The sequence below is a fragment of the Marinobacterium profundum genome (assembly GCF_001528745.1).
Taxonomy (GTDB): Bacteria; Pseudomonadota; Gammaproteobacteria; order Pseudomonadales; family Balneatricaceae; genus Marinobacterium_A; species Marinobacterium_A profundum.
The window spans coordinates 50357-64591 of record NZ_BCNS01000109.1 but is presented as its reverse complement, the minus strand read 5'-3'; the positions used below and the strand labels follow the sequence as shown (position 1 = coordinate 64591).

General features: G+C 55.0%; 12 protein-coding genes. 10 read left to right on the top strand and 2 right to left on the bottom strand.

Translation table 11 applies throughout. The features are described 5' to 3' along the window. Nucleotides 1-54: 54 nt before the first annotated feature. Nucleotides 55-849: an IclR family transcriptional regulator domain-containing protein gene (locus MPRO_RS11385; RefSeq protein ID WP_067292076.1), complete on the bottom strand. Its 795-nt coding sequence runs from the start codon at nucleotides 847-849 to the stop codon at nucleotides 55-57. Nucleotides 850-985: 136 nt separating this feature from the next. On the opposite strand from MPRO_RS11385, the gene MPRO_RS11380 reads away from it, so the two are divergent. Continuing rightward, entirely contained in the window at nucleotides 986-2575 is a 1590-nt protein-coding gene (locus tag MPRO_RS11380) for an alkaline phosphatase family protein (RefSeq protein ID WP_067292074.1), read from the top strand. A 306-nt stretch (nucleotides 2576-2881) separates the two neighbouring features. On the opposite strand, the gene MPRO_RS11375 is transcribed toward MPRO_RS11380, so the two are convergent. Continuing rightward, entirely contained in the window at nucleotides 2882-3802 is a 921-nt protein-coding gene (locus tag MPRO_RS11375; RefSeq protein WP_067292072.1) for a LysR family transcriptional regulator, read from the bottom strand. Between the two features lie 130 nt (nucleotides 3803-3932). On the opposite strand from MPRO_RS11375, the gene MPRO_RS11370 reads away from it, so the two are divergent. The 9 genes from MPRO_RS11370 (at nucleotide 3933) to MPRO_RS11330 (ending at nucleotide 14036) form a co-directional block, all read left to right on the top strand. After that, on the top strand, nucleotides 3933-5054 hold the full coding sequence (locus MPRO_RS11370; RefSeq protein ID WP_173645507.1) for a muconate cycloisomerase family protein: 1122 nt from the start codon (nucleotides 3933-3935) through the stop codon (nucleotides 5052-5054). 23 nt (nucleotides 5055-5077) lie between these two features. After that, a complete protein-coding gene (catC, locus tag MPRO_RS11365) occupies nucleotides 5078-5368 on the top strand; it encodes a muconolactone Delta-isomerase (protein WP_067292071.1) in 291 nt (96 codons plus the stop codon). Nucleotides 5369-5411: 43 nt separating this feature from the next. Continuing rightward, nucleotides 5412-6341: a catechol 1,2-dioxygenase gene (gene catA, locus MPRO_RS11360; RefSeq protein WP_067292069.1), complete on the top strand. Its 930-nt coding sequence runs from the start codon at nucleotides 5412-5414 to the stop codon at nucleotides 6339-6341. A gap of 248 nt (nucleotides 6342-6589) precedes the next feature. Next, complete coding sequence (locus tag MPRO_RS11355; RefSeq protein WP_067292066.1) at nucleotides 6590-6907, top strand: hypothetical protein; 318 nt, start codon at nucleotides 6590-6592, stop codon at nucleotides 6905-6907. A gap of 630 nt (nucleotides 6908-7537) precedes the next feature. Then, entirely contained in the window at nucleotides 7538-8500 is a 963-nt protein-coding gene (locus tag MPRO_RS11350; RefSeq protein WP_067292063.1) for an ABC transporter substrate-binding protein, read from the top strand. A gap of 100 nt (nucleotides 8501-8600) precedes the next feature. After that, entirely contained in the window at nucleotides 8601-10193 is a 1593-nt protein-coding gene (locus MPRO_RS11345) for a sugar ABC transporter ATP-binding protein (protein ID WP_216821294.1), read from the top strand. A gap of 57 nt (nucleotides 10194-10250) precedes the next feature. Then, nucleotides 10251-11255: an ABC transporter permease gene (locus MPRO_RS11340; protein WP_067292060.1), complete on the top strand. Its 1005-nt coding sequence runs from the start codon at nucleotides 10251-10253 to the stop codon at nucleotides 11253-11255. Between the two features lie 101 nt (nucleotides 11256-11356). Beyond that, nucleotides 11357-12256, top strand: coding sequence for an ABC transporter permease (locus MPRO_RS11335; protein WP_216821293.1), 900 nt, complete (start codon nucleotides 11357-11359; stop codon nucleotides 12254-12256). A gap of 112 nt (nucleotides 12257-12368) precedes the next feature. Continuing rightward, complete coding sequence (locus tag MPRO_RS11330) at nucleotides 12369-14036, top strand: GMC family oxidoreductase (protein ID WP_067292057.1); 1668 nt, start codon at nucleotides 12369-12371, stop codon at nucleotides 14034-14036. Nucleotides 14037-14235 lie beyond the last annotated feature (199 nt).

The following is a 14235-nucleotide window of genomic DNA, read 5'->3' as shown; positions in this document are numbered from 1 at the left end:
CGGACTTTCACAGGCGGTATTTCACTAGGTGAAATACCCTGTGACTCGAATTGATCAATAAAGTCCGTTCTCCTCGAATAGCTCAGCCAAGGTATCGGCGCGAGGTTTGAGCTGCTGGTAGAAGGCATCTTCGATGCCGGGAGACGTGTAGGCAGACTTCATCCACACAAAGCTCAGGCATGCCTGGATGTCATCCTGAACAATGATTGGCAATGCCATGGCGCTGAACTCTTCCAGCGTATCGGCGGGCAGGCTCATAAGGCTTGAGTCACGCATGCCGAACCCGCGGTTGCGAACGTCCTGCAGGGTGCGCTCAATGTAGGCACTGTCTGCGGCCAGCCGGCCTTCCTCGTTATCCTGGCTGCGAGCGCGTCTGAGGATGGATTCCCGACGCCGCGGGTCACAGTAGGCGAGATAGGCGCGCCCAATGGCGGACTTGAGCATGCTGGGCCTGTAGCCAATAACTTCCCGGTTGAGCACAAAGGGGCTGCGTGAGCGCGAGGTTTCGATAATCGCCATACCTTCGCCATCAAAGACGGAAATATCGCAGGGCCAGTGCAACTCTTGTTGCAGCTGCTCCAGTACGGGGGCAGCAATTTGGGCAATGGCGTCATGGATATGCACCTGCTCTCCCAGTTCATGCAGCTTGTACGCCAGGCGATACAGACGATCGCCCATGCCTCTGAAGATCCAGCCTTCCTGGTCGAGAGTGGCGAGAATGCGCAGCAGGGTGGCCCGGTCAATGCCCGTCGCCTTATGCAAGTCGCCGAGGCTGACTGGGCCTGGTGCCGCGTTGATGGCGTTGACTACTGTGAGACCCCGTGCCAGTGCGCGAATCTGTTTGGTCATTTTCACGCCTCTCCTATTTCACCTAGTGAAATTCTGGATTGTGTCGGTGTGACTGTCAATGGAAAGTAGGCTGACATTCACAGTGGTGCCCTGTATCTGCAAAGGTGCCCGCATCAGCACCCTGAAAGGTTGAGAGATGGCTAAGAAACCCAACATTCTGTTTATCATGGCTGATCAGCTGCGCGCCGATTATTTGGCCTGCAATGGGCATCCAAGTATCCAAACGCCTCATATTGACGCCCTGGCCGCACGGGGGATCAACTTTACCCGTGCTTACTGTCAGGCGCCGGTTTGTGGTCCTTCACGCATGTCCTTTTATACAGGCCGTTATGCGTCCAGCCATGGTGCCAGCTATAACAATGTGCCTTTGCGCGTCGGCGAGAAAACCCTGGGCGATTATTTAAGGCCCGAAGGCTATCGTGTCGGGCTGGTGGGAAAAACCCATATGCGCCGCGATGATGAAGGCATGCAGCGTTTGGGTATCGATGCGCAATCGTCCCGCGGCGTCCTTATTGGCGAGTGTGGCTTTGAGCCCTTTGAACGGGATGACGGCCTGCACCCGGATCAGTCGGTCAATCCGGACCTCAAATACAACGACTACCTGCGCAGTCAGGGCTATGAGGGAAAAAATCCCTGGCACGACTATGCCAACTCGGCGCAGGGTGAAGACGGCGAAGTCCTCAGCGGCTGGTATATGCGCAACAGTCACCTGGCTGCCCGGGTACGGGAAGAAGATTCGGAAACGGCTTACAGCACCCGACGGGCAATGGAGTTTATTGAGCAGTCCAAGGGTAGTCCCTGGTGTCTGCATCTGAGTTATATCAAGCCACACTGGCCCTATATAGCCCCGGCCCCCTATCACCAGATGTATGGCAAGGACGATATCCTGCCGGTGGTGCGCAGCGAGCAGGAGCGCCAGCAGCCCCATCCGGTTGTCGGGGCATTCATGGGTCACCCAGAATCGACGGCCTTTGCACAGGACGACGTTCGCGAGCGCGTCATTCCCACCTATATGGGGCTCATTACCCAGCTGGATGATCATATTGGCCGCTTAATGGCGTTCCTCCAGCAGCAGGGCGAACTGGACAATACCCTGATAGTGCTGACATCCGACCATGGTGACTACCTGGGGGATCACTGGCTCGGCGAAAAAGAGCTGTTTCATGACGCCAGTGCCCGGATTCCCATGATCCTGGTTGACCCCCGAGCGGAGGCCGATGCAACCCGCGGTGTGCGTTGCGAACAGCTGGTTGAAGCGATCGACCTGGTGCCAACCTTCGTCGACTGGGCCTGTGGTGACAGCCTCGACGGTGACAGTTTTGATCATGTACTGGAAGGGCGCTCGCTACTGCCCTTGATCAGAGGGGAGGCGCCCGACCAGTGGCGCACCCATGCCTTTAGCGAAGCCGATTTTGCCTGGCGTCCGGCCCGTATCGAACTGGGGCTGGAAACGGATCAGGCCAGGGCGTTCATGGTGACCGACGGGCGCTGGAAGTATGTGCACTATGAGCACTTCAGCCCGCAGCTGTTTGATCTTGCAGCCGATCCTGGGGAGCTGCAGGATTTGGCCCTCGACCCTGAATATGCGGCTCAGTGTGCGGAGCTTGAAGCGGCCCTGAATCGCTGGTTCCGTGAACGCAAGATGCGTATTACCGTCAGCAATAATCAGGTGGCCCGCAGTACAGGGTCAGCTCACAAGCGCGGTTACCTGTTTGGGCTCTGGTAGTCTGATCAGGGGGCGGTTTTCCTGAAAACACAAGGCCGGGGACATATCCCCGGCCTTGTGTTTTTTGGTGTGTACGAATGCTGGCTATTAACCCGGCGGGTTAATACATGAAGCAGGGATGCTTCATCATTGGCCGCAGGCCAATGCGAACGCCAGAAAAACCAGCAAGTCCATGCACTTGCGCTAGTTTTTCTGGCGTGACGGACAAATAGGGAGGGAACCTATTTGTCCACCGGGTTAATAGCTTCAGCCAGTAATAGGTTGAGGAAAACGACCTGTAGCCCGGATAGCGCAGTGCAGGTTGTGTCATCTCGTAGGATCTTGAGCAGGTGGACTGTCGGTTGGCGTACCATCTTCTTCCAAAAACTCCCCAATCAGTTCCCGGCAATGGCTGACCAGCGGAGAGCTGTCGCTGGCGCGCAGACTAAGGATGATGGGGGAGGTGGCGTCCTGTTCCTGTAGCGGTATGTAGTGGACGTCCTGGCGGTGCTGCTGCTGTACAGAAGAAGGTACCAGGGTCACGCCTATGCCCGCGGCGACCAGGCCGATGGCGGTCTGCATTTCGTTGGTCCACTGCACCACATCCAGCCGCAGGCTATGGCGGGCAAACAGCTGCAGCACATGATCGGCGTAGCTGGGGCGCGGATTGCCGGGGTAGAGCACGAAGGGTTCGCGGGCAAGATCCGCAAGACAAATTGTCTTGCCCTGCAGCGGGTGGTTGGCGGGCAGCGCCGCGACCAGTGGATCTTCGGTCAGCACGATCTGGAGGATGCTGGGGTCGGCAATATGGATACGGCCAAAGGCGATGTCGATGCGCCCGGCCTTGAGGGCCTCAACCTGCTGCACGGTGGTGAGCTCGCTCAGGCCCAGTTCAATACCCTCATCGCCGCGCAGACGGCTGATTAGCTGCGGCAGCACGCCATAGAGAGTAGAGGGCGCAAAGCCGATTCCCATCCAGCGTTTGCGGCCCTGGCCAATGCGCTGGGTATTGTCGCAGACCTTGGTCAACTGCTCGAGCAGGGCACTGGAGTGCTCATGGAAGAAGCGCCCGGCCTCGGTCAGGCGCAGTGGTCGGCTGCGCTCAATGAGGGTCACCCCCAGTTCTTCTTCGAGTTGCTGTATCTGTCTGCTCAGCGGTGGCTGGGCGATGTGCAGCAATTCGGCGGCGCGGGTGAAGTTGAGTGTCTGGGCCAGTACCTGGAAATAACGCAGATGACGCAGTTCCATTGAGCCTCCATAGCGGCGAGTGACTTTCCATACCTGCTGAGTATAGTACCAGACAAATTCAATATTGGAGTCCGACGTTTTTTCAGGTCAGTATCGGTTCAAGCAAGTTTAGAACCGAGTGGGTATTGAAATGATTTCTAGTGCGATAGAGTCGGTTGAAACCATCATCGTTGATCTGCCAACCATACGTCCGCATCAGCTGGCCATGCACACCATGCAGCACCAGACTCTGGTGATTGTGCGCATCCGCTGCGCCGACGGTATTGAAGGTATAGGCGAGGCCACTACCATTGGCGGTCTGGCCTATGGCAACGAAAGCCCGGACAGCATGAAGACCAATATTGACCGTTTCTTCGCCCCCCTGCTGATAGGGCAGGATGCCAGTAACGTCAATGCCGCCATGCAGCGCCTGGATCGTACCATCAAGGGCAATACCTTTGCCAAGTCCGGTATCGAGACGGCACTGCTGGATGCCCAGGGCAAGCGTCTGGGTATGGCGGTGAGCGAACTGCTGGGCGGGCGCGTGCGCGACTCTCTGGAGGTCGCCTGGACCCTGGCCAGTGGCAACACTGAAAAGGATATCGCCGAAGCCGAACACATGCTGGATATTCGCAGGCACCGTGTCTTCAAGCTCAAGATTGGCGCCAACGAAGTCAGCCGCGATCTCAAGCATGTGATCGCCATCAAGAAGGCTCTGGGGGACCGCGGCTCGGTGCGTGTCGACGTCAATCAGGCCTGGGATGAGGCGGTGGCTATCCGCGCTTGCCAGGAGCTGGGTGACAACGGTATCGATCTGATCGAACAGCCCATTTCACGCAACAATCGCAGCGGTCAGGTACGCCTGAACCAGCGCAGCCCGGCGCCGATTATGGCGGACGAGTCCATCGAGTGCGTCGAGGATGCCTTTAATCTGGCGGCCGAAGGCGCGGCCTCGGTGTTTGCCCTCAAGATTGCCAAGAACGGTGGCCCACGGGCAGTGCTGCGTACCGCAGCCATCGCTGAGGCCGCCGGTATCGGCCTTTACGGCGCGACTATGCTGGAGGGCAGCGTTGGCTCGCTGGCAGCCGCCCATGCCTTCCTGACGCTGAAAAAACTGACCTGGCACACCGAGCTGTTTGGCCCGCTGCTGCTGACCGAAGACATCGTCAATGAGCCGCCGGTATACCGTGATTTCCAGCTGGAAGTGCCCCGCACGCCGGGCATCGGTCTGACCCTCGATGAAGAGCGTCTGGCGTTCTTCAGCCGCAAATAACCATTTCCCAGGAGATACTATAAATGCTGTTTCACGTAAAAATGACCGTCAATATCCCCCTGGACATAGATCCGGCCAAAATCGAGCTGATCAAGGCTGAAGAGAAAGCTCTGGCACAACGCCTGCAGCACGAGGGCAAGTGGCGCCACCTGTGGCGTATCGCCGGCCAGTACGCCAACTACAGCCTGTTTGATGTCGACAGCACCCAGGAACTGCACGATATCCTGATGCAGCTGCCGCTGTTTCCCTATATGGATATCGAAGTCGAGGCACTTTGCCGCCACGCTTCGTCCATCCATGCCGATGACCGTTAAGTCGAACTACTACCCTAATTAAATAAGAAGTGAGGAATGCATCATGACCATTAAATTGGCTCACACCGACCAGGTACAGGATCTGTTCAACAAGGCCGCAGGCCTGGACAATGAACAGGGTAACCCACGGATGAAGCAGCTGATCCTGCGCATTGTCAACGATGCCGCCAAGATCATTGAAGACCTTGAAGTCACCCAGGATGAGTTCTGGAAAGGCGTTGATTACCTCAACCGCATGGGCGCCGGCAGCGAAGCTGGCCTGCTGGTGCCGGGTCTGGGTCTGGAGCACTACTTCGATCTGTTGCTGGATGCCCAGGATGCTGCAGACGGCCACACCGGCGGTACGCCGCGTACCATCGAAGGCCCGCTCTACGTGGCTGGCGCACCTATGTCCGAAGGTGAAGCGCGCATGGACGACGGTACAGATCCCGGTACTGTGATGTTCCTGCAGGGGCGTATTCTGGATACCGATGGCACGCCTGTGGCCGGCGCCGTGGTCGATATCTGGCACGCCAACACCAATGGCACCTACTCCTACTTCGACTCCACCCAGTCCGAGTTTAACCTGCGTCGTCGTATCATCACCGATGCTGAAGGTCGCTACCGTGTGCGCAGCATAGTGCCCTCCGGTTACGGTTGCCCGCCAGAAGGCACCACCCAGGAAGTTCTGACTCAGCTCGGCCGTCACGGTCAGCGCCCGGCGCACGTGCACTTCTTCGTGTCGGCACCGGGTCACCGTCACCTGACCACCCAGATCAACCTGGCTGGCGACAAGTTCCTGTGGGACGACTTCGCTTACGCTACCCGCGATGGTCTAGTCGGTGATATCCGCTTCATCGACGATGCCGCCGCTGCCAAAGACCGTGGTATTGAAGGTTCTTTTGCTGAGCTGGATTTCGACTTCCAGCTGCAGAAAGCGGCAGCACCGGATGCCGAGCAGCGCAGCAAGCGTCCGCGCGTACTGCAGGACTAAGTCCAGCCGGCCGGTACCCAAGTACCGGCCAGACAGTCTTGATGCGCCATCGAAAACGGCCGCGCCCACCAGCGCGGCCGTTTTTACGTATAGGGACGTACGTATGCCGCGTGCGCAGGGATTTACAGTCTTCTCTGGCCTGCGAATGCCAGCAAAACTCGCCGATCGCTTCAATCTGCGCCAGACTTCGCCATGTTTACGGTCTTGGGTGACCGCTATGCAGCGGCAATGCAGCAGAGGATAAAGGTATGGAGGCGCAAGCAGTGATTGATGTGGTGGCGCTGAGTCCCGAGTACATCGCGGGGCTGGCGGTACTGGCAACGGTGGGGCTGGTGGTGATGTGGGGGCTGTTCTGGCGCGCAGTGGCTAATTCCAAGGAAAACATCATGGATATACTGCGCAGCCCGTCGTTTTTTAAAACCGTGACAGTGATGGGTGTGATTGCGGCCACAGTGGTGCTAAGTCTGGCGGGCCGGTTGGAAGGAAACATCACCGGTGCCATTCTGAGCGGTATCGCAGGCTATGTGCTGGGGCAGTTGTCGAACAAGAGCGATGCGGACAAGTGATGGTTCTTGCGGGTTAGGTTGAGTATTGTCGGACAGCCTCCTAGCGGGCTGTTGGCGTCTATGGGGCATTGAGCTTGTTGGACCTGAGTGTCATGCAGTAGTGGCTCTAAACCCATTGTTTGCATCAGTTGCATTAGGGCCTGTAGAGGAAATTGGCGTTCGATCAGTGGTGAGGTATGGGCTCTGGTTGCAAAAGTCTTTCCTCTACCAGTTGACATGACCATGTCTTGCCTGTAAGTTTTGATTATGAATTTCAACCGGTTTAAATTTTAACGCAGAGCCGAATGAATACTCATGTTAGAAGGGCAGTATCAGGAGTCCTTTTTTAATACTCATAATTTAAACCGGTTTAAATTATGAGTATTTCTAATTTTTGTAATGTAAGTAGCCGGCATAGGGCTTTTGCGGGTGTTAATCCGACGGATTAGCAGAAAAAATTTATTTGATGTTTTTTAAATTTCAATTAAAGGAGTATCTCAGTCTATAGATGGTTTTTACCATTTTCATGGCTAATAGATATTGTCTTACGTGGCGTAATTTCAGGGCCTGGGAGGGACTGTTTACGTTTTTAAGCAGAGGTCGTTAATTTTATAAATAGCTCTTTATAACAACAACACTGGAGATATAACAATGATAAATAAAATTATTACGTTAACCGCAACAGCAGCGCTTTTCTCGAGCATGGTTAGTGCGGGTCTGCCTGTACTGGAGCAAAAGGAGCGCTACAAGGTCGGTTTCGCCCAATCTGAAAGTAATAACCCTTGGCGTATCGCCGAAACCAAGAGTTTTAAAGAGGCTGCACTGAGCTGCAACTGGGACCTTGTCTATACAGATGCGGCAGGCTCTGCTGCCAAACAGGTTTCGGACGTGGATTCCATGATTGCCCAGCAAGTGGATGTTATCTTTTTGCCGCCGCGTGAAGAAAGACCGCTGCTACCGGCCGTCATGCGGGCTAAATCCCAGGGTATTCCCGTCTTTTTGGTTGACCGGAGTGTCGATGCCAAGGTCGCGCAAGCGGGTCGTGACTATGTGTCATTTCTGGGTTCAAACTTTATCGAACAGGGTCAGTTGGCTGCCCAGTGGCTGATTGAAAACACCGGCGGGCAGGCGAAGATTATCGAGCTGGAGGGAACCACTGGATCATCGCCTGCGAATGATCGCAGAAAAGGCTTCGATGATGAAATTGCCAAACACGCGGGTATGACAATCCTGGCTTCCCAGTCCGGTGACTTTGCGCGCGACAAGGGACGCAAGGTAACGGAAACACTGTTGCAGTCCCACCCGGATGTTAATGTCATTTATGCCCACAATGATGAAATGGCGATTGGTGCAATTCAGGCGCTGGAAGCGTCCGGCCGCAAGCCAGGCACTGATGTTCTTATTGTCTCCATTGACGGGACCCGTGATGCGCTGCAGGCAATTATCGACGGGAAAATGGCGTTGACGGTTGAATCCAGCCCGTTCTTTGGTCCCCTGGCCTGTGCCACATTAAAGCGCTACGTCGGCGGTGAAACCATTGAGCCCTGGGTGCGTGTTTCCGATCGAATATTCACTATCGATAACGCTGCCAAGCATATAGACGAAGCCTATTAATCAGCATGATGCCCGCCGCCCAGAGCGGCTAGTGAGTGGGAGGGCGCCTGGCGCCTTCCCATATACATCCATCATTTAGGGATACTCCCAGGAGTTTACCGTGATTAATCATGACTTATCCCCGGCCGCAGCCATTGCGGGACAAGCGGCGCTGCAGGGCGCAGTTTCCGATCAGGAAGCTGTTTTGTGTATGCGGGGTATTCATAAATCCTTCGGCGGCATAGCCGCGCTCACCGATGCCGAGCTAATCATTCAGCCGGGTGAAGTCCATGCCATCATTGGCCAGAACGGTGCCGGAAAATCGACCTTGATCAAGGTTCTCAACGGTGCCTACAAACATGACGCTGGCGAAATTTTTTTCATGGGTGAAAAGGTCTCCTATGGGTCACCCCATGAGGCTCAGTGCGCAGGGATCAGTACCATATTTCAGGAAGTTAACCTTATCGGCTACCGTTCGATAACGGAAAATATCTGTCTTGGGCACGAGCCCAAACGGTTTGGCATGGTGGACTGGAAGCGGGCGCACAGTCATGCCAGGTCGACGTTACGGCGCTTTGGGCTGGATCTCGATGTCCGCAAACCGCTAAACGAATTCAATATTGCAACTCAGCAACTGGTGGCGATTGCGCGGGCTGTGGCGCTGGATGCACGAATTGTGATTATGGATGAGCCGACCTCTTCACTGGACGACCACGAAACCAGTGTGTTGTTCGGGGTTATTCGAGAGCTAAAGGCATCCGGTGTTGCCATCCTTTATGTCAGTCATCATCTTGATGAGTTGTTTGAAATCTGTGATGAAATAACTGTGATGCGCGATGGTCGAACGGTGGACCGCAAGCACATTTCCCAAATGACAAAGCTGGATATGGTTGCCGGCATGCTCGGGCGCAGTATCGACGATGTTGAGGCCGGGGGCACGACCGGGTTTTCGGCTAAATCAACGCCGATCGGTGAAGTGATGTTGGCGGTCGAGGGGCTCGGGGGTGCGAGCCCTGTCAAAAATGTATCTTTTAAGGTGCACAAAGCAGAAGTGCTGGGTTTGGCCGGGTTGCTGGGTGCGGGGCGGTCTGAGGTTGCACGGGCCATTTTTGGACTGGACCGGGATCAGAAACAAGGCCAGGTCTTTATTGACGGTTGTGAAGTTGAGTTTGAGCGGCCCACCGATGCCATTAATGCTCAGTTGGGGTTTTGCTCTGAAGATCGCAAGCAGGACGGTATTATCCCGCAGTTGTCGGTTCGGGAGAATCTAACCCTGGCGCTGTTACCCCGGCTCGCCCGGCGGGGCTTGATTCCTGAAGCTGAAGAGCGAGAAATAGTAGCGCGCTACATGGATCGCCTTGGTATAAAAGCCAGTTCAATGGAACAGCCAATCTCGCAGCTTTCCGGCGGTAATCAGCAGAAGGTGTTATTAGCACGCTGGATGGCGACTAACCCTAAATTATTGATTCTTGATGAGCCTACGCGGGGCATCGATGTTGGGGCGAAGCGGGAAATTCAACTGCTTATTCGTGAGTTGGCGGATAACGGTTTGGCGGTGCTTATGATTTCCTCCGAGTTTGAAGAACTGGTTGAGGGTGCTGACCGCGTTATTGTGATTCAGGAAGGGAAAAGTGTGGATGAGCTGAGCGGTGAAAATCTCAGGGTAAATGCAATCATTAAATCGGTCTCCCATATTTCGCATGCAAAACAATAATACTCTTGGTTCTCCTGCTACAGATATTTGTAGCTCAGGCTATAGTGGGGCGTTGATATGACAGATACAACGATTACCTTCGGAAACTCTCCGAAGCCGCTGATGTTTAAAGTAAGAAATATACTTACACGAAACGGTACCCTATCTGCGTTTTTTTTGCTGATATTGGTTAACCTTGCTATTACGCCAAATTTCCTGGAAATTCAGACGCTCTATGTCAACCTCACCCAGGTGGCAACGATTGCGATTGTTGCTATTGGGATGACCCTGGTTATTGCTTCCGGCGGAATTGACTTGTCTGTGGGAGCTCTGATGGCACTGGCAGGTACGGTGGCGCCACTGATCATGTTATCCGACTTTGGCATGAGTAACCCTTCTATCGGTCTGATGGTAGCCATACCCGTAGCCCTGTTGGCGGCCTCTGCGGGCGGGCTGTTCAATGGCGTTCTTGTGAGCCGATATAATATACAACCTATCATTGCTACATTAGTTCTGTTTATTTCCGGTCGAGGTATCGCTCAGGTACTGACCAATGGTGAGTTGCAGTCTTTTGATATTCCGGCGTTTGAGTTTCTGGGTACGGGTCGGCTGCTGGGGATTCCATTCCAGGCCGTCATTACTGTGGTTTTGGCGCTAGTCTGTGCCTGGACTTTACGCCGTTCGATCTTTGGACGTTATCTTCTTGCCGTGGGTGGCAATGAAAAGGCTGCGCAACTGGCCGGTGTGCCGGTCAAAAAAGTAAAGCTTGTCACCTATACAGTCTGTGGGCTGTTGGCCGGTATCGCCGGCTTGATCACAACCGCGATTAACGCGGCATCCGATGCCAACCAGACCGGGCAGCTGATGGAGCTGGATGCGATTGCTGCCGCGGTTGTGGGTGGTGCCTTGTTAACCGGAGGCAAGGCGCCGGTTATAGGTGCAGTGCTGGGTGCTGCCATTATCCAGTTGATGGGTTACACCCTGCTGGCAAACGGTGTGCATGATGCTGTGGCCATGGTGGCGAAAGCCTTCATCATTATTGTCGCGGTGTATCTGCAACAGATGCGGGGGGGATCAAAATGAATAGTCCGTCCAGCACGCGCACTAATCTTTTTCAGCTTCTATCCAGGTGTAGCGCTCATTTGCGTTCAGAGGGAGTCTGGATCGCTCTGGTTCTTATGATCATGTTTGGGGGCTTACGTTACGACAGTTTCCTCACTGAATACAACATCATGACGTTTCTGTCCTACAACTCCATGTTTATCCTTATCGCGCTGGGCATGACGTTTGTCATTATGAGCGGGGGTATCGACCTGTCCGTTGGCTCGGTGGTGGCGTTATCAAGCGTTGTTGTTGCTGCTGTCAGCCCTTACGGCATTGAAGTTGCGTTACCGGTTGGCGTTTTGGTGGGTGTGGCTACAGGAGCAATTAACGCCTTTGTGATCACCCGGCTCAAAGTGGTTCCTTTTATCGCGACGCTGGCCATGATGCTGGGCGCCCGGGGCATGGCGTTGGTGATTTCCGATAATCAGTCGGTACCTGTCTCCTGGGACAGTAATTTTACTCACTTTGGTCTCGGCAAGGCCTTTGATTATCTTCCCTGGCCGGTGGTGACGACCCTTATTGTCTTTATCGGCTGCTGGGTATTGCTGGAAAAATTTCCCTTTGGTCGCCACCTGCTGTCGATCGGCGGAAGTGAAGAGTCTTCCAGGCTGATGGGTTTGCAGGTCGAGCGGACACTGTGGGGCGTCTATGTATTGAGCGGTGCTCTAGCGGGCTTGGCGGGTGTGATGCTGGCTTCCGGATTTGGCGCCGGGCAGCCGCTGGAGGGCATGGGTTGGGAACTGTCCGCAATCGCATCGGTGGTCGTGGGAGGAACGCTACTGACCGGAGGCCTTGGATCCATCAGTGCCACTCTGGCGGGCGCCATTCTGCTGGGCCTGATCTTCAACATCCTCAATTTTGAAAACGGCAGTGGGACTATCACCTTTAGTGCTTATTGGCAGTCCGTGATTCGTGGTGGCTTTCTGCTGGTGGTGGTGATCATTCAGGCCAAAATCATCAACAAGGCACGCGCGCGTTAAGCGCTGCCGTGCATTCACTGCGATGCAGTGAATGCGGCGGGCGAGCCAGGTGCGCCAGCAGTCTGCTGGGTGATTTTCAATATGGGTTTTAGCTTGTGATGTGAGGGGCACTATGGAAACGCAGTATGACTATGTGGTGATTGGAGGAGGGTCTGCCGGATGTGTCGCAGCGGCCCGTCTGGCCAGGGAGAGTGGCGGCTCTGTGTTACTGCTCGAAGCCGGTCACTCCCACAGGCACCTGCTGCTGGATATGCCACCGGGTATATTCAAGATGATCAATGGCAGCAAGTTCATGCGCTATCACCAGACCGTGCCGCAGCAACAGTTGGGGGGCCGTGTACTGGATATCCCCCAAGGCAACGTTTTGGGGGGCGGATCCTCAGTGAATGCGCAGGTCTATATGCGTGGTCGCCCATCCGATTATGACGCCTGGGATCAGGTGCTGGGTACAGATGCAGGCTGGGCCTGGAAGGACGTGTTGCCCTATTTTCGCCGCATGGAGGGCAATAACCGCCTGAGCAATGATCTTCATGGCATTGATGGACCCCTGCTGGTGTCAGACCCCAAGCATGTGGACGATGTGTCCCGCTGGTTTGTCCAAAGCGTACAGGCGCTGGGAGAACCCTACAACGATGACTTTAACGGGCCAGCCCAGCGGGGTTGTGGTTTTTATCAATTCACTAACCGTAATGGCAAGCGCAGCAGCTCAGCCTATGCCTATCTTGGGCCGCTTGCCGATTGTTCGGCGCTGACGGTGCGAGTCGGTGCGACGGTTCAGAAAATTGAATTGTCCGGCGGTGTAGCGATTGCCGTGCAGTATCGCGATGCGAAAGGTGAGCTGCACCGAATCAGTGTAGGGCGTGAGGTTGTAGTGGCCGCCGGCGCTCTGGTCAGTCCACAGCTGCTTATGCTGTCGGGTATTGGGCCCGGGAAGCATTTGCGCGAGATGGGGATTGACTGTCATGTGAATCTTGCTGGGGTTGGGGAAAACCTGATTGATCATCCCGAAGTCCCGATTATTGCGACAGCCAATGGCCCCTACGGATATTTCAAGCAAGGCGTTGGCTGGCGGATGCTGCGCAACGGCTTGCAATTCAAGCTGTTTGGTTCTGGGCCTGTGACCTCGGCAGGCGTTGAGGCGGGTGCTTTCGTTAATCCGCTTGAGCGCGAAGCCGAGCCAACGATTCAGGCATTCTGTGTCCCTATTGTGTACCTGGATCGGGATCTGAAAAACTCGGTGGAGGATACCTATGGGATGACCGTGACTACGGTTGTGGTCAAACCCAAATCCCGCGGATACGTACGGCTGCGTTCGGCGAATCCGGACGATATGCCGCAGGTGTGCCCGAATTTACTCGGGGATGATGAGGATATGCAGGCGATGGTGGCGGGTCAGCGCTTCTTTTTGAAGGCGTTTCAGACCGGGCCCCTGGCCGCGCGTGTTAAGCGGATTATCGCGCCCGCGCCGGACGACTTGAGTGATGATGCCCTTGTCGCGCACTGCAAACGCTTTGTCAAAACCAACTATCATCCTGCGGGTACCTGTCGAATGGGGCGGGACGATGACCCTCTGGCAGTGCTTGACAATAAAATGCGGGTGCTGGGCGTCAGCAATTTAAGGGTCTGTGACATGTCTGCTGTGCCGGATATCAATGCGGGCAATACAAACGCACCGGCAATGATGCTTGGGGACCGTTGTGCCGATTTTATGCTGGATGAATCAGGCCGTATAGAGTGCAGGGTCTTCAATCCTAAGCAAGAAGCACGGGCGGCTTTATAGCTGGCTATTGGTTTCAATATTCTATTTAGGTGTATAGCGTTTTGTATACCGGGTAGCCAGTAAGTTGGGCACGGTTCTTTGTATCCGTGGTGTGACCGTCTGGCAGCCCATTATAAAAGTGCTGTGCATATCCGAATTTACGACTATTTCGTCTAGGAGGCTGTCCGAGAATGCTGGCCGTAGCGAGAGTCGACTGATT